Origin of the sequence: Streptomyces sp. NK15101, assembly GCF_020400725.1 — a bacterium.
Taxonomy (GTDB): domain Bacteria; phylum Actinomycetota; class Actinomycetes; order Streptomycetales; family Streptomycetaceae; genus Streptomyces.
In genome coordinates this window covers 74,421-93,739 of the sequence record NZ_JAINVG010000019.1, presented here as the reverse complement: position 1 = coordinate 93,739, position 19,319 = coordinate 74,421, and the positions used below count along the sequence as shown (strand labels likewise).

The window sequence follows — 19,319 nt, the reverse complement described above, 5'->3', positions numbered from 1 at the left end:
TGCCTCACATTCGGAAGACGCCGAAGCCGCCGCGCGCGCCCTCGACCGGTGCCGTGTGGATCGCGGAGAGGCACAGTCCGAGGACCGTGCGGGTGTCGCGGGGGTCGATGACCCCGTCGTCGTAGAGCCGGCCGGAGAGGAACATCGGCAGCGACTCGGACTCGATCTGCGCCTCGACGAGGGCGCGCAGCCCGGCGTCGGCCTCGTCGTCGTACGGCTGCCCCTTCGCGGCGGCGCTCGCCCGCGCCACGATCGAGAGGACCCCGGCGAGCTGCTGCGGGCCCATGACGGCGGACTTCGCGCTCGGCCAGGCGAAGAGGAAGCGCGGGTCGTAGGCCCGGCCGCACATGCCGTAGTGCCCGGCGCCGTACGACGCCCCCATGAGGACGGAGAGGTGGGGGACCTTCGAGTTCGACACCGCGTTGATCATCATGGCGCCGTGCTTGATGATGCCGCCCTGCTCGTACTCCTTGCCGACCATGTAGCCGGTGGTGTTGTGGAGGAAGACCAGCGGGATGTCGCGCTGGTTGGCGAGCTGGATGAACTGGGCGGCCTTCTGCGACTCGGCGGAGAAGAGGACGCCCTGCGCGTTGGCGATCACGCCCACCGGGTAGCCGTGCAGCCGCGCCCAGCCGGTGACGAGGCTGGCCCCGTACAGCGGCTTGAACTCGTCGAAGTCCGAGCCGTCGACGATCCGGGCGATCACCTCGCGCGGGTCGAAGGGCGTCTTGAGGTCGCCGGGGACGATTCCGAGCAGCTCCTCGGGGTCGTACTTCGGGGGCTCCGCGAACTCCGGGTCGGGGTGGGCCTTGCGGTGGTTGAGACGGGCGACGATCCGGCGGGCCTGGCGGATCGCGTCGGCCTCGTCGACGGCGTAGTGGTCGGCGAGGCCGCTCGTCCGCGCGTGCATCTCGGCGCCGCCGAGGGACTCGTCGTCGCTCTCCTCCCCCGTCGCCATCTTCACCAGCGGCGGCCCGCCGAGGAACACCTTCGACCGCTCCCTGATCATCACGGCGTGGTCGGACATGCCGGGCACGTACGCGCCGCCCGCCGTCGAGTTCCCGAAGACGACGGCGACGGTCGGGATGCCGGCGGCGGAGAGACGGGTGAGGTCGCGGAAGAGCGCCCCGCCCGGGATGAAGATCTCCTTCTGGGAGGGCAGGTCGGCCCCGCCGGACTCGACGAGCGAGACGACGGGCAGCCGGTTGGCGTACGCGATCTCGTTGGCCCGCAGCGCCTTCTTCAGCGTCCACGGGTTGGAGGCTCCGCCGCGCACGGTCGGGTCGTTGGCGGTGATCAGGCACTCCACGCCCTCGACGACCCCGATGCCGGTGACGAGCGAGGCGCCCACGGTGTGATCGCTGCCCCAGGCGGCGAGCGGCGACAGTTCCAGGAAGGGGCTGTCGGGGTCGACGAGCAGCTCGATCCGCTCGCGGGCGAGGAGCTTGCCGCGCTTCTTGTGACGGGCGGTGTACTTCTCGCCGCCCCCGGCGAGTGCCTTGGCGTGCTCGGCGTCGAGGGCGGCGAGCTTGTCGAGCATGGCGGCGCGGTGGGCGGCGTAGTCGGGTCCGGCGGTGTCGAGGGCGGAGGCGAGGACGGTCACAGGAGTTCCTCCGGGAGGTCGGACAGGAGGGTGGCCGGAATGTCCACGTGGCGGGAGCGGAGCCATTCGCCGAGGGCCTTGGCCTGGGGGTCGAAGCGGGCCTGGGAGGCGACGCCCTCGCCGAGGATCCCGGCGATGGCGAAGTTGAGGGCGCGGAGGTTCGGGAGGAGGTGCCGCGTGACGGTCAGGCCGGCGGTCTCCGGGAGGAGTTCACGGACCTTCTCCACGGTCAGGGCGTGGGCGAGCCAGCGCCACTCCTCGTCCGTACGGACCCAGACGCCGACGTTCGCGTCGCCGCCCTTGTCGCCGCTGCGGGCCCCCGCGATCCGGCCGAGGGGCGCCCTCCGGGTGGGCCCCTCGGGGAGGGGCGGCGGAAGCTCCGGATCGGGTACGGGTGCCGGCTCGCGGGTCCTCGGGGGTGCGGGGATCTCCCGGCGGGTCCCGTCGGGGAGCACGGCCGTGTGCGGGACCTCGGCGGCCGGCACGTACGCGGTCTCGAAGACCCCGTAGGGGGCGCCCTTGCCGGGCGGGGCGGTGACGTGGAAGCCGGGGTAGCTCGCGAGGGCCAGTTCGACGGCGGCCCCGGTGACGGCGCGGCCGACCCTGTCGGGGTCCCGGTCGCGGACGACGAGGCGGAGCAGGGCGCTCGCGGTCTCCTCGGTGGGGGCGTCGGGGCGGTCGGTGCGGGCCAGTTCCCAGCGGACCTCGGCGGGCGGGTTCTTCGCCAGGGCGTCGTGGATCTGCTCCCGGAGGAGGGCGGCCTTGGCCTCGATGTCGAGGCCGGTGAGGACGAAGACGACCTCGTTGCGGAAGCCGCCGAGTCTGCTGAGCCCCACCTTGAGCGTCGGGGGCGGGGCCTCTCCCCGGACTCCCGAGATCCGGACCCGGTCGGGGCCCTCCCGGGTGAGCCGGACGGTGTCGAGCCGGGCCGTCACGTCGGGGCCGGGGTAGCGGGCGCCGGCCGTCTCGTAGAGGAGCTGGGCGGTGACCGTGCCGGTGTCGACGAGGCCGCCGGTGCCGGGGTGCTTGGTGACGACCGCGCTGCCGTCGGCGTGGAGTTCGGCGACCGGGAAGCCGGGGCGGCGCACGTCGTGGCCCCGGAAGAAGGAGTAGTTGCCGCCGGTGGCCTGGGTGCCGCACTCCAGGACGTGACCGGCGACGACCGCGCCCGCCAGTTCGTCGTACGCCTCGGGGCCCCAGCCGAAGTGCCACTGCGCGGGCCCGGTGACGAGGGCCGCGTCGGTGACGCGGCCGGTGACGACGACGTCGGCGCCGGCGGCGAGGCAGGCGGCGATGCCCGCGCCGCCGAGGTAGGCGTTGGCGGCGAGCGCGCCGTCCCGCGCGGGCAGCCGGTCGCCCTCGACGTGGGCGACACGGGTGGGCAGACCGAGCTTCGCGGCGAGGGCTCGCAGGGCGTCGGCGAGCCCGGCCGGGTTGAGGCCGCCCGCGTTGGCGACGATCCGGACCCCGCGCTCGTGGGCGAGGCCGAGGCCCTCCTCCATCTGGCGCAGGAAGGTCTTCGCGTAGCCGGCGGAGGGGTCCTTGAGCTGGTCGCGGCCGAGGATGAGCATGGTCAGCTCGGCGAGGTAGTCGCCGGTGAGGACGTCGAGCCCGCCGCCGGTGAGCATCTCGCGGACGGCGTCGAAGCGGTCGCCGTAGAAGCCGGAGGCGTTGCCGACGCGGAGGACGCCCGTCATGCCTCCCCCCTGGCGGCGCGGCCGCCGCCCGCCGGGCCCGCGAAGGCCTGGGCGATGCCGAGCCACCGCTCGGCGTCCTCGCCCTCGGCGACCAGGGCGGTGTCGTCGCGGTGGAGGCGCTGGGTGACGAGGAGGCAGAAGTCGAGGGCGGGGCCGGTGACCCGCTGGGCGGCGTCCTCGGGACCGTACGCCCACGACTCTCCGTCCGGCGCTTCCAGTTCGACGCGGAACGGCTCGGCGGGCGCCGGGAGGCCCCGCACCAGGAAGGCGTGGTCGCGGGCCCGGTGGCCGATCCAGGCGACGTGCCGGAGCCGGGCCGTGGGCGTGCGGACCGCCCCGAGGGCGTCGGCGACGTCCTGGCCGTGCGCCCAGGTCTCCATCAGCCGGGCGGTGGCCATGGCGGGGGCGCTCATCGGCGGCCCGTACCAGGGGAACCTGGCGCCGGGCGGGACCGCGCGCAGGGCCTCCTGGAGCCGCTCGCGGCCGGTGCGCCAGCGGGCGAGGAGCTCGGCGGGCGGCAGCTTCGCGCCCTCCTCGGCGCCCTCGTCGACGAAGCGGTCGGGAGCGGCGAGCGCCTTCTCGGTCTCGGCGGCGAAGGCGTCGGCGTCGGTGGCGGCGAGGAGGGCGGCCCGGTCGGTCCAGGCGAGGTGGGCGATCTGGTGGGCGATCGTCCAGCCGGGCGCGGGGGTGGGGGCGGCCCACTGCTCCTCGCTCAACTCTCCTACGAGACGGTCGAGTTCCGCACTCTCGTCGCGCAGGTCGTCGAGGACTTCGACGGGGTCGGACACGGGGCGCTCCCCTCGGGGGACGGGCGGTCACGGGCCTTCGCGGAGGAGCATGCCAGCGCGACCAGAAACAATCAAGCGTGCTTGCTTTACTTTCCGGAGAGCGGGGTGGGCGGCCGTCCCGTTGGACGGCGCCCACCCGCGCCCCGTTGCGGGCAGTCGCTCCGCAGGGGCGGTGCCCCCGCCGCCCCCGTTGTGGGCAGTCGCTCCGCAGGGGCAAGGGGGTCCCCCTGCTCGAGCGAAGCCGAGAGCTCGGGGGAGGGTGGGCACAACGGACGGCGCCCTTGCCGGCGCCCGAGACTCGCGCACCTGAACCCGCACCCCGTGCACAGCTCCCTGCCGGTGCGGGTCCAGGCGCGGAACGCGGAGGCCCCGCTGAAGGGCGCCGTCCCGTGCGCCCACCCGTCCCGCCCAGCGGGACGACCGCCCACACGGCGGTGGGCCGGGGCACCGCTCCGCAGGGCGCGGGCCCGCACGGGCGGGTGGGCCGGGGCACCGGCCTGGCGGACGCGGGCGCGGCGAAGAGGAGCGCGGCGACCAGCTGGTGCGGCGTCGGCGAGGGCGGTCCAGCCGCCCGGGTGGGCCCCGGGACGAGCCGGCCGTGTCGCCGCCTCCGGAGTGGAGCTGGTGGATGCGGTCATGGACCCAGGAGATGAAAAACCTTCGCGAAGGTATCGACTGTCACCAGCGACGCTGATGGACCCCTGCGGGGACACCCCCTTCGACCTGCGCGGGTGCCGGGGACCCCGCCGATACGGATCCCGGCACTCCGGCGCTGACCGCCCCGCCTACTTCATGAGGGTCTCGAAACCGGCCCGGTTGCAGGAGGACACGACGCGCCCCTCGGCCACCAGGTCGGCGCCCGTGACCGCGGCGACGGTGTCGTCGAGGACGCGGGCGCTGTCCTCGTCGTGTCCCTTCCGGTCGAGCACCTGGGCGGCGGAGATCACCGTGGGGGCGAGCACCCCGGCACCTCCGTCCGCGGGGCCGCCGGGCTTCTTCGGGAAGGCGTCCACGGAGTTCCTCGCCTCCTGCCAGGTGCCCAGCCTGGTGCAGTAGTCCTGCCAGTACGCCTTCGTCTCGTCGGCGTCGGACGACGAGCAGCCGCCCAGCAGGACGGCGGCGACCACCGCGGTCAGCGCCCGACTCCCCCTCCGCACGTCCCGGCCCCCTATCCGCGGGCGCGCCGCGGGCGCGCCACCAGCTCGCCGCCGCAGTTGGGGCAGACGTCGTTCATGGCGTCGGCGCAAGGGACGCAGAAGCTGCACTCGAACGAACAGATCCGGGCGGGCCCGTCCGGCGCCAGGGCCTCGGTCTCGCAGCGCTCGCACCGGTCACGCATCTCCAGGGCCACGATCGGCTCCCCCTCCTCGTACGACTGACGTCTGACGACTGACGACTCCTCCATGATCGACGCCCGCCCGGGCCCCCTCAACAGGCGGGCGGCCAAAGACCGACGGAATCGGGTCAGCCGGGCGGGGCCCGACGGTCAGTGCCTGACCAGGCAGAACGGATGCCCCGCCGGGTCCGCGTACACCCGCCAGCTCCGCGTGCCGGCCCCGTCGTCGAGCAGCGTCGCGCCCTGCGCGAGGACCTGCTCCTGGGCCGCGTCCAGGTCGGCGACGCCGAAGTCGAGGTGGAACTGCTGGGGGCGCTCCGGGTCCGGCCACGTCGGCGGGCGGTGGTCGGCGACGCCCTGGAAGCAGAGGACGAGTCCGCCGGGGGTGTGCAGCGTGGACCAGGCCTCGTCGAGGGACCAGCGCGGATCGGGCCGGTCGACGTCCCCGCCGAGCAACGCCCGGTAGAAGACGGCGAGTTCGCGGGGCGCGGAACAGTCGAGGACGACGCACTGCAGGTCGGCGATCATGCGCGGATCATAGACACCCCACCGGGCTCCGCTCCTCCCGAAACCCCCTCCCCGGCGCCTCGCACCGGGGAAGAATGGCCGTGACCGGAGCGACCAGGGGGGGAGCGGGCGTGCCACAGGCGGGGGACGTGCTGGACGGACGGTACAGGCTGGACGCGGAGCTGGGGGCCGGCGGCTTCGGCACCGTGTGGCGCGCCCGCGACCTGCGCATGAACCGCGAGGTCGCCGTGAAGACCGGGCTTCCCGCGACGGCGGACGAGGCCCGTCGCTTCGTGCGGGAGGCCGAGCTCGCGGGCTCCCTCAGCCACCCCAACATCGTGACCGTCCACGACTTCGCCCACATCACCGTCGGCGGGCGCGAAGTGATCTACCTGGTCATGGAGTTGGTACGGGGGGAGAGCCTGGCCACGGTCCTCGGCCGGGGCCTCCCCGACTTCCAGGCCTCCCTGGCCTGGGCCGAGCAGATCTGCGCGGCCCTCGGAGCGGCCCACGCGGCGGGCATCGTGCACCGCGACATCAAGCCGCCGAACGTGATCGTCGGGGAGTCGGGTCCCGTCAAGGTCCTCGACTTCGGCATCGCGAAGCACCGGCTCTCGCAGACCAACCTCACCGGCACGGGCAACCTCATCGGCAGCTTCGCCTACATGGCCCCCGAGCGCTGCCGGGGCGGCGCGGTGGACGGACGCTCGGACCTGTACGCGCTCGGCTGCCTCCTGATGGAACTGTGGACCGGGCGACTGCCGTTCCTCGGCCGCGAGTGGCCCGAGCTCTCCGTCCAGCACATGACCGCCCCGCCGCCCACGCCGAGCGCGTTCGCCCCCGCCCTCACCGCGACCGCCGACCGGCTGGTCCTCGACCTCCTCGCCAAGGACCCGGGCCGCCGGCCCCCGAGCGCGGCCGCCGTGGCCCAGCGGCTCGCCGTCATCGCCCGGGAAGCCCGGCAGACACGTGCGGCTCACGGGCTCCATGGCCCCCACGGGACCCACCGGGTCCAGGACGCCCCGCCGATCCCTGCGACCCCGGCGATCCCTGCGATCCCCACGGCCCGCGAGCCCCAGCCCCAATCACAACCGGACCCGCAACCGCGCGACCGTGCCGTCGAACCGCCGCCCCTCCCCCCGTACACGCCCACCGTCCTCGACGCGACCGCCGAACCGGTGCGCGCCGCGCTGCGCCGCCGCCTCGACCAGATCCTCGCCCTGCCGGACGACGCCGACACGGGCGAGTTCCAGGAGCTCCTCGACGCACTGGTCCCCGAGGCACAGCGCGAGCTGGGCCCGGACGATCCGCTGACCACCGAAGCCGTCCTCGTCCGCGCCCGGCACCTGTGGCGGCGCGACCCGGCCGACCCCGGCCTGTCCCGGGTCGTGCCGAAGCTCGTCAGGGTCTTCGGCGAGCGGGACCGGCGGACGATCGAGGCGCGGGCGCTGCTCCTCTCGTACGAGGCGAACGCCGAGCACCCCGGGCGCGAGGGCCGGGCGGCGGCGCGGGGCGAGCTGCGCGGACTCGTCGACGTCGCCCGGCTCGCCCTCGGCCCGTACGACCCGGTCACCCTGCACGCCCGGGCCGCGCTCGCGAGGAGCCTGTGCTGGAGCATGTCCCGGGACCGACAGGAGGACGTGAAGCGCCGCCGGGCCCTCGTGGAGCCCCTCCTGCCCGACCTCGCGGTCGGGCTCCCCGCCGACGATCCCGAGCGCCTCTACGCCCACGAGACCGTCGCGCACGACGCTTACCTGCTCGCGGACTACGCGGCGGCGGCGCGGTACTACGACGAGCTCGCGGCCTTCACGGGCGGCGACGACCGCGACTGGCTGGTCCAAGCCGTCCTCGCGCACGGCCGCAGCCTCGGCGAGTCCGGCGAGTTCACGCGCGCGGCCGAGACGCTGGCCCGGCTGAAGAAACGGCTCGCCGCCGAGCCCGGCCCCATGAGCCACCTCGTGGACGAGGTGCACCGCCTGGAGACCCGCTACCGCCGCAAGGCCCGCCGCCAGGACCGCCCGGCCCGCAGCTGGTTCCGCTAGCCGGTCACCCGCCGGGCCTTCCGGGACTGGGTGCGGACCGCGCCCATGCTCGCCCCGATGACGAGGGCGATCGCGAGGGCGTCGGTCGGGGAGAGGGCCTGGCTGAGGACGAGGAAGCCGGCCGTGGCGGCGATGGCCGGTTCCAGGCTCATCAGGATCGCGAAGGTGGGCGCGGGCAGCCGGCGCAGCGCGAGGAGTTCCAGGGTGTACGGGAGGACCGAGGACATCAGCGCGACTGCGAGGCCCAGTCCGATCGTCGACGGTACGAGGAGCTTGCCGCCTGCCTCCGCGATGCCGAACGGCAGGCTGAGGACGGCGCCGAAGGCCATGGCGAGCGCGAGCCCGTCGGCCTGCGGGAAGCGGCGTCCCGTACGCGCGCTGAAGACGATGTACGCGGCCCACATGGCGCCCGCCGCGAGCGCGAAGGCCGCGCCGAGCGGGTCGAGGCGGTCGAAGCCGCCGCCCCCGAGCAGGACGACGCCGCCGAGGGCGAGTCCGGCCCACAGGAGGTTCATCAGCCGGCGCGAGGCGGCCACGGAGAGGATCAGCGGGCCGAGGACCTCCAGGGTCACGGCGGCGCCCAGGGGGATCCGGTCGGCGGCCTGGTAGAAGAGGATGTTCATGCCGGCCATGGCGGTGCCGAAGGCGACGACCGTCCCCCAGTCGGCGCGGCCGTAGCCGCGGACCCTGGGCCGACAGGCGATCAGCAGGACGGCGGCGGCGAGCACGAGCCGCAGGGTGACGACCCCGAGCGCGCCCGCGCGGGGCATGAGCAGGACGGCGACGGCGGAGCCGAACTGCACGGACAGCCCGCCGGCGACGACGAGGGCGACGGGCCCGAGCCGGCGCCCGGCGACGGACCGGGCCGGCCCCGCCCCCGGCTCCGCCACGGGGCCCGCGGCCCGGGATCCCACGGGCGCTGCGGCCGGGGCCCCTGCGGGCGTCACTGCCGGGGCCACCTCCTTGACGGGACTGTCCACCGACGACTCCTTCACCCGCGCGACCCACGCGCTAGTCCACTGAACTGAACCCCCAGTCCAGAATATTGCACCCCCGTCCGGTCCACACCCGGAATTCCCCTCCCACGCTACGAGCCCCCGCGCCGCACCGGAAATGCCGATTGCGCTGCGGTTATGCTCCGGACGCATGAGCATCGAGCTGCGCCATCTCCGCTGCTTCCTCGCCGTCGCCGAGGAATCCAGCCTCACCAGGGCGGCCGCCCGGCTCCACCTCACCCAGCCCGCCGTCTCCCGCACGCTCGCCGCCCTGGAGCGGCACCTCGGCGCCCGGCTCGTCGACCGCTCCACGCACCACCTCGCGCTCACCGCCGAGGGCCGCGCGTTCCAGGACCGGGCGGCCGCCGCCCTCGCCGCCTTCGAAGCCGCCGTCGACCCCGCGCGGCTGCGCCACCGCCCGCTGCGCCTGGGGCACGCCTGGTCGGCCTTCGGCCCGTACACCACTCCCCTGCTCCGGCGCTGGCAGCGCGCCCACCCCGAGACCCCGCTGGAACTCCTGCGCATCGACGACCGCACCGCCGGCCTCGCCCGCGGCGAGGTGGACGCGGCGCTGCTGCGCGGGTCCGTGGAGGCACCCGGCCTGGTCACGGCGGAACTCACGACCGAGGAGCGGGTGGCCGCGCTGCCCTCCGACAGCCCGCTCGCGGACCGCCCCCGGCTCGCCCTCGACGACCTCGCGGGCGAGACGGTCGTCCTCAACACCGTCTCGGGCGCGACCACCCTCGCGCTCTGGCCCCCCACCGCCCGCCCGACCGCCACCCTCACCGTCGCCAACACCGACGACTGGCTCACGGCGATCGCCGCCGGCCGGGGCATCGGCGTCTCCTCCGCCTCCACGGCGGCCCTCCACCCCCACCCGGGCGTCGTCTACCGCCCGCTCCCCGACGCGCCCCCGCTCCCGGTGCTCCTCGCCTGGCGGGACGCCTTCCCGCACCCGGCGACGGAGGCACTGGTGGCGATGGCCCGGGAGATCGTCAGTGGGGACGGCCGGTCTCCGCGCCCATGAGCATGTGGATGTACCTGCAGGCCCTGCCGGCCTCCGCCGTCCCCGCCGACCAGACGGGCTGCGACGCCTTGTTCGACGTCGAGTTCGACGAGCTGCGCCGCCGGGTCCTGGCCGGCGAGGCGGTCTGGCTGACGCAGGGCTTCTTCCAGCTGAACGAGGTGTACTGGCCGCGGACCGACCACGGCGACTGCGAGCTGCCCGTCTTCAGCGGCCGGCACATCGAGGACCCGGGCGGCGGCCCCGGCCACACGGTGCTGGCGCCGGAGGAGGTGGCGCGGGCGGCGGCGTTCCTGGAGCGGGTCTCCTTCCCCGCCCTGTGGGGCGACCGCACGGACGCCGACCTGCGGGACCGCCTCGCGGCGGACCACGAGGAACTCCGCGCCTTCTACGGGCGGGCGGCGGCGCGCGGCCTGTCCGTCCTCAAGCACTTCTCCTTCTGACCCCCACGGCCGCGGCTCCCGCGCGCGGCCGGCAGGCCACCGGCGACCGGCCCCGCGGACGGGCCGGGCCCCCTCAACCGACCGGGGCCGCCGCGTCCCTCCGCAGCGAGCGCCAGACGTGCAGGGCCCAGGCGTGCTGCTCCGGTTCCTCGTACGAGCAGAACAGCCCGGCCGCCGAACCGTCCGGCTCCACCGCGTACGCCGTGAGCTCGTGGCGCGTCCGCCCCGTGTCCCGGGGCGTGAACCAGAAGGCGTACCGGACCCCGCCGTCCGGCAGGCGCTCGGTGTGCCGCTGCCCCTCCGGCACCTCGGGGGCGCGCTCGAGGAGCGCGGCGAGGAAGTCCTCGGCGGCACGGCCCGGCTCGGTGTCCCGGAAGAGCCCCACGGCCACGCTGCGGTCCTGCGCCGCGAACTGGTCGGCACCGTTCTCGAACCGCGCGGAGAAACCGGCGGTGCGCTCCACCGACCACCCCTCGTCGAGGTCGGTCCGCACGGCGACGGGCAGGGGGTGCGGGAAGCGGGCGAGGACGTGGTCCCGGTCCCAGACCTCTCCGAGCAGCCGTACGGCCTCCGGCCCGTGCCCCTCCACGAGGTACGGCAGTTCCTCGGGGTCGGAGATCCGCCCGGTGAACTCCGCCCCGAGCACCTCCTCGCCCCACGGACGCACGGCGTTCGCGAGCCGGCCGCGCACGACGAGCTCCGGGTAGGCGACCTCGTCGTCCCAGACCTCGGCGGTGCGCAGGAAGGTCTCCTCGTCGACCTCCACCCAGGCCCCGAGGACGAGTTCGGTGTCCCCGGTCAGCCGCACCGGCAGCAGGCACCGCACGAAGAACCCGGCCCCGTCGAGGGCGAGGAGCGCGCTCGGCCCGGGAGACCGCCGCGCCTCCTCGGGCAGCTCGAAGGCGACGTCCGGCAGCCCGAAGCGGACGTCGACGCGACGCTCGTCGGCGAGGGGCTCCCCACAGCAGGAGCAGGAGGCGGGCGCGGCGGAGGCGGGAGGGGGAGTGCTCATCCCCGCACCCTAAGCCGCCCCTCCGCACCCCCACGGAGCCGGGCCCCCGGCCTGCTCGGAAGAGGCGGTCGCAGGTGTTCCGGCCGCACCGGCCTTCACCCGCGCCCCGGCTCGGCGTCAAGGCACCGACGGGCCCGGCCCCGACCCCTCGTCCGGTCCCGCGCCCGCCCCCTCGTCCAGTCCCTCCGCCAGCACCTCCGCCAGGTGTCGCCCCCGCGAGGCCGTCAGCTCGGCGATCTGGGTCCTGCAGGAGAAGCCGTCCGCCAGGACCGTCGCGCCCCCGGCGGCACGCAGCGCCGGAAGGAGCTGGTCCTCCGCGCACGCGACCGAGACCTCGTAGTGGCCCGGTTCGAAGCCGAAGTTGCCCGCCAGGCCGCAGCAGCCGCCCGCGAGGTCGCCCGTGAGGCCGGCGCGGGAGCGGAGGCGGCGGTCGGCCGCGTCGCCCAGGACGGCGTGCTGGTGGCAGTGGGTCTGGCCGGTGACCGGGCGGTCCAGGCGGGGCGGGGTCCAGTCGGGGGCCAGCTCCTCCAGGGCCTCCGCGAAGGTGCGGACCGTCCCCGCCAGGCGCGCCGCGCGGGGGTCGTCCGCCATCAGCTCGGGCAGGTCGGTGCGGAGGGTCGCCGCGCAGGAGGGTTCGAGGACGACGACGGGCCCCGCCACCTCCCCCGTCACGTCCAGCGTCCGCCGCATCACCTTCCGGGCCGCCCCCAGCTGCCCCGTCGACACGTACGTCAGCCCGCAGCAGACCCGCCCCGGCGGCAGCTCCACCCCCAGGCCGGCGTCCTCCAGGACGCGGACGGCCGCCTCGCCGACCTCCGGGGCCAGGAAGTTCGTGAAGGTGTCCGGCCACAGGGTGAGGGACGGCGGGCGGTTCGAGGCGCGTTGGGCGAACCAGTACGCGAAGGACCGTTCCGCCACCCTCGGCATCGTCCGCTCCGGCGTCACCCCCGCGAGCCGCGCCGCGAACGGCAGCCCCATCGCCGCGTTCAGCCCCCGCCCGAAGTGCGCCAGCCATCCCGGCAGCCGGCCCATCGTCCAGTGCGAGCGCGGCCGGCGCAGCAGGCCGCCGGGGCCCGCGTAGTGCCGGTCGAGGAACTCCGCCTTGTACGCGGCCATGTCGACGCCCACCGGGCAGTCGCTGCGGCAGCCCTTGCACGACAGGCACAGGTCGAGCGCCTCCCGGACCTCCTCCGAGCGCCAGCCGTCGGTGATCACCTCGCCGAGCGCCATCTCGTGGAGGAGCCGCGCCCGGCCCCGGGTGGAGTGCTTCTCCTCCCCCGTCGCCCGGTACGAGGGACACATCACGCCCGGGCCCGTGCCCGGCCCGTCCACCCGGCACTTGGCCACCCCGACGCACCGGGCGGCGGCGCGCCCCACCCCCACCAGGGGCAGCCCCTCGAACCGCAGTCCCTCGTCGAGCGGGCGCGGCCGCACCAGCATCCCCGGGTTGAGGCCGCCGTCCGGGTCCCACACGTCCTTGACCGCGCCGAAGAGGCCGACCAGTTCCTCGCCGTACATCCTCGGCAGCAGTTCGGCCCGCGCCTGCCCGTCGCCGTGCTCGCCGGAGAGCGAGCCGCCGTGGGCGACCACGAGGTCGGCGACCGCCTCCGAGAACCGGCGGAAGTCCCGTACGCCCTTCCCCGTCCACAGGTCGAAGTCGATCCGCACGTGCACGCACCCGTCCCCGAAGTGCCCGTAGGGGACTCCCCGGAGGCCGAAGTCCGCCAGCAGGGCGCGGAATTCACGGAGGTACGCGCCGAGCCGCGCGGGCGGCACCGCGCAGTCCTCCCAGCCCGGCCAGGCGTCCCCGCCCCCCGTCATCCGGGTCGCCGTCCCCGCCGCGTCCTCCCGGATCCGCCACAGCGCCCGCTGCCCGGCCGCCTCCCGCACGACGGCCGCGTCGACGGCGTCCGCCGCCCGGACCAGCGCCCGGGCCGCCGTCTCCCCGTCCACCTCGCAGAACAGCCACGCACCGCCCTTCGGCAGCCCGGAAGCACCCCGTACGAGATCGGCCGCCATGCCCTCCACCGTCAGCGGGCCGTACGGGAGCAGCCCGGCGGCCGCGTCCGCCGCCGCGCCCTCGTCCGCGTACCCGAGGACCACGAGCACCGGCTCGGCGGGCAGCGGGACGAGCGCGACCGTCGCCTCCGTCACCACCCCGAGCGTGCCCTCGCTGCCGCAGAAGGAGCGGGCCACGTCGACGCCCCGCTCGGGGAGCAGCGCGTCGAGGGCGTAGCCGGAGATCCGGCGCGGCAGACCGGCCGGGTAGCCGGTCCGCAGGAGGGCGAGGTGTCGGTCGACGAGGTCGAGGAGTCCGGCGGGCGCGCCCCGTCCCCCCGTCCCCAGCGTCAACTCCTCACCCCGGTACGTCACCACTTCGAGCGAGCGCACGTTGTCCGCCGTGGTCCCCCAGGCGACCGAGTGCGCCCCGCACGCGTTGTTGCCGATCATGCCGCCGAGGGTGCAGCGGCTGTGCGTGGACGGGTCGGGTCCGAAGGTCAGCCCGTGGGGGCGGGCGGCGGCCCGCAGCCGGTCGAGGACGAGTCCCGGCCGGACGACGGCCGTCCGCTCCCCGGGGTCCAGCGAGACGATCCCGCCCATGTGCCGTGTGAGGTCGAGCACGACGCCGGTGCCGGTCGCCTGGCCCCCGATCGAGGTCCCGGCACCCCGCGCGACGACCGGCGTGGTGCCGTGCGCCCGGCACACCTCCAGGGCCGCGGCGACGTCGGCGGCGTCGCGCGGAGCGACCGTACCGGCCGGAACGCGGCGGTAGTTGGAGGCGTCCATCGTCGCCAGGGCCCTGGCGGTGACGGAGAAGTCGACCTCTCCGGCGACGGCGGCACGCAGGTCGGCGGCGAGTCCGGACGGGTCTTCCTCGTGTCTTCCCACAACGCCAGGATGTCCCACTTCTCGTCTCATCGGGCGGACATCCGGCGACCGGCGCCTCCGCGACCCGATACTCTCCGCCTCGTGGCTGAGATCCAGATTCCCGCTGACATCAAGCCCGCCGACGGCCGTTTCGGCGCGGGCCCCTCCAAGGTGCGTACGGAGGCGCTGGACGCCCTGGCCGCCACCGGCACCTCCCTCCTCGGCACGTCCCACCGCCAGGCTCCGGTCAAGAACCTGGTCGGCGAGGTACGTGCCGGCATCTCCGACCTCTTCTCGCTGCCCGAGGGCTACGAGGTGATCCTGGGCAACGGCGGCTCCACCGCCTTCTGGGACGTCGCGACCCACGGTCTCATCGAGAACAAGTCGCAGCACCTCACCTTCGGCGAGTTCTCCTCCAAGTTCGCGAAGGCCGCCAAGCTGGCTCCCTGGCTTGCCGAGCCGACCGTGATCTCCTCCGACCCGGGCACCCACCCGGAGCCGGTGGCCGAGGCGGGCGTCGACGTCTACGCGTACACCCACAACGAGACCTCCACCGGTGTCGCCGCCCCGATCAAGCGGGTCGCGGGCGCCGACGAGGGCGCGCTCGTCCTGGTCGACGCGACCTCGGGCGCGGGCGGCCTCCCGGTCGACATCACCGAGACGGACGTCTACTACTTCGCCCCGCAGAAGTCCTTCGCCGCCGAGGGCGGCCTGTGGCTCGCGGTCTTCTCCCCGGCCGCCCTGGAGCGGGCGCAGAAGGTCCACGGCTCGGGCCGGCACGTCCCCGAGTTCTTCTCCCTCCCGACGGCGATCGACAACTCGCTGAAGAACCAGACGTACAACACCCCGGCCCTTTCGACCCTCTTCCTGCTCAACGAGCAGCTGAAGTGGATCAACGGCCAGGGCGGTCTGGACTGGGCGGTGGCCCGGACGAAGGAGTCCTCGGACGCCCTGTACACCTGGGCCGAGGAGTCGAAGCACGCGACCCCGTTCGTCACCGACCCGGCGAAGCGCTCGCAGGTCATCGGCACGATCGACTTCGCGGACGAGATCGACGCGGCGGCGGTCGCCAAGGTGCTGCGCGCCAACGGCATCGTGGACACCGAGCCGTACCGCAAGCTGGGCCGCAACCAGCTGCGGATCGCGATGTTCCCGGCGATCGACCCGGCGGACGTGCGGGCCCTGACGGCCTGCGTCGACTACGTCATCGAGAAGCTCTGACCCCTGGTCGCGCGGAGGGCCCGGCATCGGACACGACCGACGCCGGGCCCTCCGGCGTTCCCGGCTACCCCTTCCGCAGGAGGCGCTTGACGCCGAGGACGAGGACGGTGGCCCCGGCGAGGACGAGGAAGCCGGTGGTGGCGCTCCCCTGGCCGCCCTCGCCCTGCGCCGTCGGGGACTTCGGCGCTCCCGGCGTCCGCGAGGCGGGCGGGTCCGAGGGGCCGCCCGAGGGTCCGGACGACCCCGTCCGCTCGACGCGCACCACCCGGCTGTTCCTCCCCTCCGAGCCGAACATGAAGGCCGAGCCGTCCGGGGTGTACGTCACCGACTCGGCCTGGCCCTGGAAGGGGGCCCCGACCGCCGTGCCCCCGTCGCCGAGGCGGCCGTCCTTCCAGGCGTACTCCTTGGCCGTGAAGTAGCCGCGCAGGACGAGCCGGTCGCCGTCCGGGGAGAAGGCGCCGTCCGTCACCCAGGGCACCTCGCCGACGCGCCGGAAGACGTTCGTGCCGGACGAGGAGAGCCGCTCGGGGCCCGCGTACAGGCCGCCGCCGTCCTCGTTCTTGCTCGCGATGTAGACCCGGCCGGTCTTCGGATGGACCATCAGGGCCTCGGCGTTGCGGGCCCCGTCGGCGTACTTCACCACGTACTGCTTCGCCCGGACGGTCTGGTCCCGCAGGGTCTCCGGCTCGGGGAAGCGGTAGATCCAGACGTGGTCCCAGGAGCCGTCGAGGTTGTCGCCGATGTCGCCGACGTAGATGTCGCCGTCCGGGCCGACGGCGATCGCCTCCATGTCGCGGGGGGTGCCGACGCCGGCCATGGTGAGGGTGGCGACGGTCTTTCCCGTGCGGGAGTCGATGCCGTAGATCAGGGGCGCGTCCTGGTCGTTGTGCGTCCAGTAGATCCCGGGGTGGGCCCGGCTCGCGGCGAGGCCGCTGGACTCGGTGATCCGGGCGTCCTCGATCGTGAAGTCCCGGTCGGGTTCCTGCCCTTGGGCACGGGCATGGCCGGCCGGGAGCAGTGCGAGGGCGGCGGCCGCGCCGAGGGCGCACAGAGCAGATCGCATGGGATCAAGCCTGCCACGACCGAACGGAAACCCGGTTGACCAGCACCGGGGCCCCTGCCATGGTCGCGGCCATGCCCACCTTCTCCGCTCCCGACGGGACCCCGCTCGCGTACCACGCGTCCGGTTCCGGCGCCCCGCTGCTCTGCCTGCCCGGCGGCCCCATGCAGGACTCCGCCTATCTGGGCGGCATCGGCGGGCCCGACGCCCGCCGCACCCCGGTCCGTCTCGACCTGCGGGGCACCGGCGCCTCCGCGGTGCCGGATGACCCGGCCTCGTACCGCTGCGACCGGCAGGTCGAGGACGTCGAGGCGCTGCGCGTGCACCTCGGGCTCGACACGATCGACCTCCTCGGGCACTCGGCGGGCGCGAACCTGGCCGCGCTGTACACGGCCCGCCACCCGGACCGGGTGGCCCGGCTCGTCCTCCTCGCGCCGGGCACTGCGGCGGTCGGACTGGAGACGAGCGGAGAGGAGCGGCTCGCGGCGGCGCGGCAGGCGTGGCGCGAGGAGGAGCCGTGGTTCGGTGCGGCGTACGCGGCCCTGGAGGAGTCGGCGGCGGGGCGCGGTTCCGCGGAGACCTTCCGGGCGGTGGCGCCGTTCTTCCACGGGACCTGGGACGAGGCGGCACGGGAGCGGCACGCCGAGAGCCACCTGCGGCGGAACGGGGAGGCCGCGGGGGTCTACGCGAGCGAGGGCGCCTTCGAACCGGAGGCCACGCGCGCGGTGTTCGCGGAGTTCGGGCGGCCGGTGCTGGTCGTGGCCGGGGAGGGCGACGCGAACACGCCGGTGCCGACGGCCACGGCGTACGCGGCGCTTTTCCCGAAGGCGGAGCTCGCGGTCCTGGCGGGAGCGGGGCACTTCCCGTGGCACGACGACGCGGAGTGGGTGGCGGGGACCGTGGACGGGTTCCTGGGGTAGGCGGCTGGATCCGGGATCCCGTGTCCCGGATCACGTCGCAGGCCCAGGACGCGGTCCGCGATGATACGACCATGCGTTTTCTGTTCGTCGGCGACAGCATGACCATCGGACGCGCCGGCGACTGGACCTGGCGTTACCGCATGTGGGAGCACCTGGAGGCGAAGCTCCCGGGCGGGTACGAGATCGTCGGTCCGCGCTCCGGCCTGTACGACCCCGCCGCCGACGCCCCGTCGTCGGAGGCGTACCCCGACCCCGCGTTCCCCGCGGCCGCCCGGCGCCATCTGGCGGGCTGGGGCGAGGGCTGGCTGCACATGGCCCCCGTGATCGGCGAGACGGTCGCGGCCACGGGGGCGGACGTGCTGCTGATCTCCCTCGGTCTGATCGACCTGGGCTTCTACACGAACAGCGACCAGACGGAGGAGAACGTCCGGGCGTTCGTGGCGGCCGCGCGGGCGGCGAACCCGCACGTCCGGGCCGCGCTCCTGCCGGTCATCCCGAACGTCCGCGCCGGGTACGACGCGCCGTTCGCCGCCGAGTGCGCCCGCTTCAACGAGCTCCTGGCGAAGGCGGTCGCCGACCTGGACACGGCCGCCTCGCCGCTGCTGCTCGCGACGGCCCCGGAGTCGTACGACCTGGGGACCGACACGTACGACGGCACCCACCCCGGCCCGAGCGGCGAGCGCAAGCTGGCCGCGGCCTTCGCCGAGGCGATGCACCAGGCGTGGGGCCTGGGCGGCCCGTACGGCTCCTGACGGCTCAGGCGGCTCGTGTGAGGCGGTTGGCGAAGGTCGACACCGTGTACGTGCCGATGCCGAGGACGACCTCCAGGGCGTTGCGGCGGGTGTAGCCGGCCTTCTCGAAGGCGGCGAGGTCCTCGCCGCTCACCGCGCCGGAGGAGGCGAGGACCCGGAGGGTGAACGTCCTGACGGCGGCGAGGCGTTCGGCGTCGGGGGCCGGCCCGAGGGCGGCCATCTTCGCCTCGTGCATGTCGACGCAGAGGTGGCACTGGTTGCGCTCGGCGACGGTCAGGATGACGGTCTCGCGGGAGTGCGGGTCGAGGGTGGTGGACTCGAAGACCGCGCCGAGCCTGAGGAAGCCGTCGAGGGTCTCCGGGGACTCCTTGAGGAGGGCGACGGCGGCGGCGGTGCGGGCGGACATGTCGACGGGTGCGGACAACTCGGTTCCCCCGGATCTAGAATGGACAACATGGTTGACCATGTCGTTGGAGAAAACGTAAACCAGGTTGTCGATTCGCGCAAGGGGGTGCCCGACACCCCCGGCTACGAGCTGCCCCTGCTCCTCTTCGGCGGCTTCCGCACCCTCATCGACCGGCTGCACGCCCGCCTCGCCGACGAGGGCCACCCCGACATGCGCCCCGCCCACGGCTTCGCCATGCAGGCCATCGGGGTCCACGGCGCCACCGCCAGCGACATCGGACGGCGCCTCGGCGTCTCCAAGCAGGCCGCCGGCAAGACCGTCGACCGCCTGCTCGCCGCCGGCTACGCCGAGCGCGCCGACGACCCCGCCGACGCCCGCCGCAAACTCGTCCGGCTCACCCCGCACGGGTACGACGCCCTCGCCCGCTCCGCCGCGATCTTCGACGACCTGCGGGCGGAATGGATCGCCGCCCTCGGCGGGGACCGCGTCCGGGACATGGAGGCGGCCCTGCGGAACGTCGTCCCCGCCGAGACGGCGTTCCGCCTGGACGCCACGAGCTGGCTGGGGGCCCCTTAGGGGCGGGGCCCCTCGGGAAAGGGGCTCCGCAGGAACAGGGCCCCGCAGGAACGGGTCACCCCCAGTGAC

Annotated in this window: 18 protein-coding genes; 7 read left to right on the top strand and 11 right to left on the bottom strand. The window is 74.8% G+C overall.

What is annotated here, in order from left to right; genetic code table 11:
• Nucleotides 1-4: 4 nt before the first annotated feature.
• The 6 genes from K7G60_RS13585 to K7G60_RS13560 form a co-directional block, all read right to left on the bottom strand.
• Nucleotides 5-1,603 carry a carboxyl transferase domain-containing protein gene (locus K7G60_RS13585; RefSeq protein ID WP_225801125.1) on the bottom strand — a complete coding sequence of 533 codons (1,599 nt, stop codon included), beginning with the start codon at nucleotides 1,601-1,603 and terminating at the stop codon, nucleotides 5-7.
• Nucleotides 1,600-3,300 carry an acyclic terpene utilization AtuA family protein gene (locus K7G60_RS13580; protein WP_225801124.1) on the bottom strand — a complete coding sequence of 567 codons (1,701 nt, stop codon included), beginning with the start codon at nucleotides 3,298-3,300 and terminating at the stop codon, nucleotides 1,600-1,602. The genes K7G60_RS13585 and K7G60_RS13580 overlap by 4 nt, the downstream gene beginning before the upstream one ends.
• Nucleotides 3,297-4,088 (bottom strand): TIGR03084 family metal-binding protein, encoded by a 792-nt coding sequence (locus K7G60_RS13575; RefSeq protein ID WP_225801123.1) that lies wholly within the window; start codon nucleotides 4,086-4,088, stop codon nucleotides 3,297-3,299. The genes K7G60_RS13580 and K7G60_RS13575 overlap by 4 nt, the downstream gene beginning before the upstream one ends.
• A 785-nt stretch (nucleotides 4,089-4,873) precedes the next feature.
• Nucleotides 4,874-5,245, bottom strand: coding sequence for a hypothetical protein (locus K7G60_RS13570; RefSeq protein ID WP_225801122.1), 372 nt, complete (start codon nucleotides 5,243-5,245; stop codon nucleotides 4,874-4,876).
• 11 nt (nucleotides 5,246-5,256) lie between these two features.
• The gene (locus K7G60_RS13565; RefSeq protein ID WP_225801141.1) at nucleotides 5,257-5,439 is read right to left on the bottom strand and encodes a DUF1272 domain-containing protein; all 183 of its coding nucleotides are present in this window, start codon (nucleotides 5,437-5,439) and stop codon (nucleotides 5,257-5,259) included.
• Nucleotides 5,440-5,574: 135 nt separating this feature from the next.
• Nucleotides 5,575-5,952, bottom strand: a complete 378-nt coding sequence (locus K7G60_RS13560) for a VOC family protein (protein ID WP_225801121.1) — start codon at nucleotides 5,950-5,952, stop codon at nucleotides 5,575-5,577.
• Nucleotides 5,953-6,062: 110 nt separating this feature from the next.
• On the opposite strand from K7G60_RS13560, the gene K7G60_RS13555 reads away from it, so the two are divergent.
• Nucleotides 6,063-7,973: a serine/threonine-protein kinase gene (locus K7G60_RS13555; RefSeq protein WP_225801120.1), complete on the top strand. Its 1,911-nt coding sequence runs from the start codon at nucleotides 6,063-6,065 to the stop codon at nucleotides 7,971-7,973.
• Here the strand turns inward: K7G60_RS13555 and K7G60_RS13550 are convergent.
• Nucleotides 7,970-8,887: a DMT family transporter gene (locus tag K7G60_RS13550; RefSeq protein WP_374115628.1), complete on the bottom strand. Its 918-nt coding sequence runs from the start codon at nucleotides 8,885-8,887 to the stop codon at nucleotides 7,970-7,972. The two genes, K7G60_RS13555 and K7G60_RS13550, sit on opposite strands and share 4 nt — an antisense overlap.
• A 232-nt stretch (nucleotides 8,888-9,119) precedes the next feature.
• On the opposite strand from K7G60_RS13550, the gene K7G60_RS13545 reads away from it, so the two are divergent.
• Together K7G60_RS13545 and K7G60_RS13540 are read left to right on the top strand one after the other, a co-directional pair.
• Nucleotides 9,120-9,995: a LysR family transcriptional regulator gene (locus tag K7G60_RS13545; protein ID WP_225801119.1), complete on the top strand. Its 876-nt coding sequence runs from the start codon at nucleotides 9,120-9,122 to the stop codon at nucleotides 9,993-9,995.
• Between the two features lie 8 nt (nucleotides 9,996-10,003).
• Nucleotides 10,004-10,435 carry a YfbM family protein gene (locus K7G60_RS13540; RefSeq protein ID WP_225801118.1) on the top strand — a complete coding sequence of 144 codons (432 nt, stop codon included), beginning with the start codon at nucleotides 10,004-10,006 and terminating at the stop codon, nucleotides 10,433-10,435.
• 73 nt (nucleotides 10,436-10,508) lie between these two features.
• Here the strand turns inward: K7G60_RS13540 and K7G60_RS13535 are convergent, their stop codons facing one another.
• Together K7G60_RS13535 and K7G60_RS13530 are read right to left on the bottom strand one after the other, a co-directional pair.
• Nucleotides 10,509-11,447 carry a DUF2199 domain-containing protein gene (locus tag K7G60_RS13535; RefSeq protein ID WP_225801117.1) on the bottom strand — a complete coding sequence of 313 codons (939 nt, stop codon included), beginning with the start codon at nucleotides 11,445-11,447 and terminating at the stop codon, nucleotides 10,509-10,511.
• A gap of 117 nt (nucleotides 11,448-11,564) precedes the next feature.
• Complete coding sequence (locus tag K7G60_RS13530) at nucleotides 11,565-14,366, bottom strand: FAD-binding and (Fe-S)-binding domain-containing protein (protein WP_225801116.1); 2,802 nt, start codon at nucleotides 14,364-14,366, stop codon at nucleotides 11,565-11,567.
• A 51-nt stretch (nucleotides 14,367-14,417) separates the two neighbouring features.
• Between K7G60_RS13530 and serC the strand changes: the two genes are divergently transcribed.
• On the top strand, nucleotides 14,418-15,536 hold the full coding sequence (gene serC / locus K7G60_RS13525) for a phosphoserine transaminase (RefSeq protein ID WP_225801115.1): 1,119 nt from the start codon (nucleotides 14,418-14,420) through the stop codon (nucleotides 15,534-15,536).
• Nucleotides 15,537-15,600: 64 nt separating this feature from the next.
• On the opposite strand, the gene K7G60_RS13520 is transcribed toward serC, so the two are convergent.
• Nucleotides 15,601-16,599 (bottom strand): esterase-like activity of phytase family protein, encoded by a 999-nt coding sequence (locus K7G60_RS13520; protein ID WP_225801114.1) that lies wholly within the window; start codon nucleotides 16,597-16,599, stop codon nucleotides 15,601-15,603.
• Between the two features lie 71 nt (nucleotides 16,600-16,670).
• Here K7G60_RS13520 and K7G60_RS13515 point away from each other — a divergent pair, with 71 nt between their 5' ends.
• Together K7G60_RS13515 and K7G60_RS13510 are read left to right on the top strand one after the other, a co-directional pair.
• A complete protein-coding gene (locus K7G60_RS13515; RefSeq protein WP_225801139.1) occupies nucleotides 16,671-17,516 on the top strand; it encodes an alpha/beta fold hydrolase in 846 nt (281 codons plus the stop codon).
• Nucleotides 17,517-17,587: 71 nt separating this feature from the next.
• Complete coding sequence (locus K7G60_RS13510) at nucleotides 17,588-18,268, top strand: GDSL-type esterase/lipase family protein (protein WP_225801113.1); 681 nt, start codon at nucleotides 17,588-17,590, stop codon at nucleotides 18,266-18,268.
• 4 nt (nucleotides 18,269-18,272) lie between these two features.
• Here the strand turns inward: K7G60_RS13510 and K7G60_RS13505 are convergent, their stop codons facing one another.
• Nucleotides 18,273-18,674: a carboxymuconolactone decarboxylase family protein gene (locus K7G60_RS13505; RefSeq protein ID WP_225801138.1), complete on the bottom strand. Its 402-nt coding sequence runs from the start codon at nucleotides 18,672-18,674 to the stop codon at nucleotides 18,273-18,275.
• Between the two features lie 48 nt (nucleotides 18,675-18,722).
• Here K7G60_RS13505 and K7G60_RS13500 point away from each other — a divergent pair, with 48 nt between their 5' ends.
• Nucleotides 18,723-19,250 (top strand): MarR family winged helix-turn-helix transcriptional regulator, encoded by a 528-nt coding sequence (locus K7G60_RS13500; RefSeq protein ID WP_225801112.1) that lies wholly within the window; start codon nucleotides 18,723-18,725, stop codon nucleotides 19,248-19,250.
• Nucleotides 19,251-19,319 lie beyond the last annotated feature (69 nt).

What these genes read in the sequence shown, in the direction of transcription:
- K7G60_RS13580 (WP_225801124.1), bottom strand. Translation starts at nt 3,300, where the DNA reads ATGACGGGCGTCCTCCGCGTCGGCAACGCCTCCGGCTTCTACGGCGAC.
- K7G60_RS13560 (WP_225801121.1), bottom strand. Translation starts at nt 5,952, where the DNA reads ATGATCGCCGACCTGCAGTGCGTCGTCCTCGACTGTTCCGCGCCCCGC.
- K7G60_RS13545 (WP_225801119.1), top strand. Translation starts at nt 9,120, where the DNA reads ATGAGCATCGAGCTGCGCCATCTCCGCTGCTTCCTCGCCGTCGCCGAG.
- K7G60_RS13540 (WP_225801118.1), top strand. Translation starts at nt 10,004, where the DNA reads ATGTACCTGCAGGCCCTGCCGGCCTCCGCCGTCCCCGCCGACCAGACG.
- K7G60_RS13535 (WP_225801117.1), bottom strand. Translation starts at nt 11,447, where the DNA reads ATGAGCACTCCCCCTCCCGCCTCCGCCGCGCCCGCCTCCTGCTCCTGC.
- K7G60_RS13530 (WP_225801116.1), bottom strand. Translation starts at nt 14,366, where the DNA reads ATGAGACGAGAAGTGGGACATCCTGGCGTTGTGGGAAGACACGAGGAA.
- K7G60_RS13520 (WP_225801114.1), bottom strand. Translation starts at nt 16,599, where the DNA reads ATGCGATCTGCTCTGTGCGCCCTCGGCGCGGCCGCCGCCCTCGCACTG.
- K7G60_RS13515 (WP_225801139.1), top strand. Translation starts at nt 16,671, where the DNA reads ATGCCCACCTTCTCCGCTCCCGACGGGACCCCGCTCGCGTACCACGCG.
- K7G60_RS13510 (WP_225801113.1), top strand. Translation starts at nt 17,588, where the DNA reads ATGCGTTTTCTGTTCGTCGGCGACAGCATGACCATCGGACGCGCCGGC.
- K7G60_RS13505 (WP_225801138.1), bottom strand. Translation starts at nt 18,674, where the DNA reads ATGTCCGCCCGCACCGCCGCCGCCGTCGCCCTCCTCAAGGAGTCCCCG.
- K7G60_RS13500 (WP_225801112.1), top strand. Translation starts at nt 18,723, where the DNA reads ATGGTTGACCATGTCGTTGGAGAAAACGTAAACCAGGTTGTCGATTCG.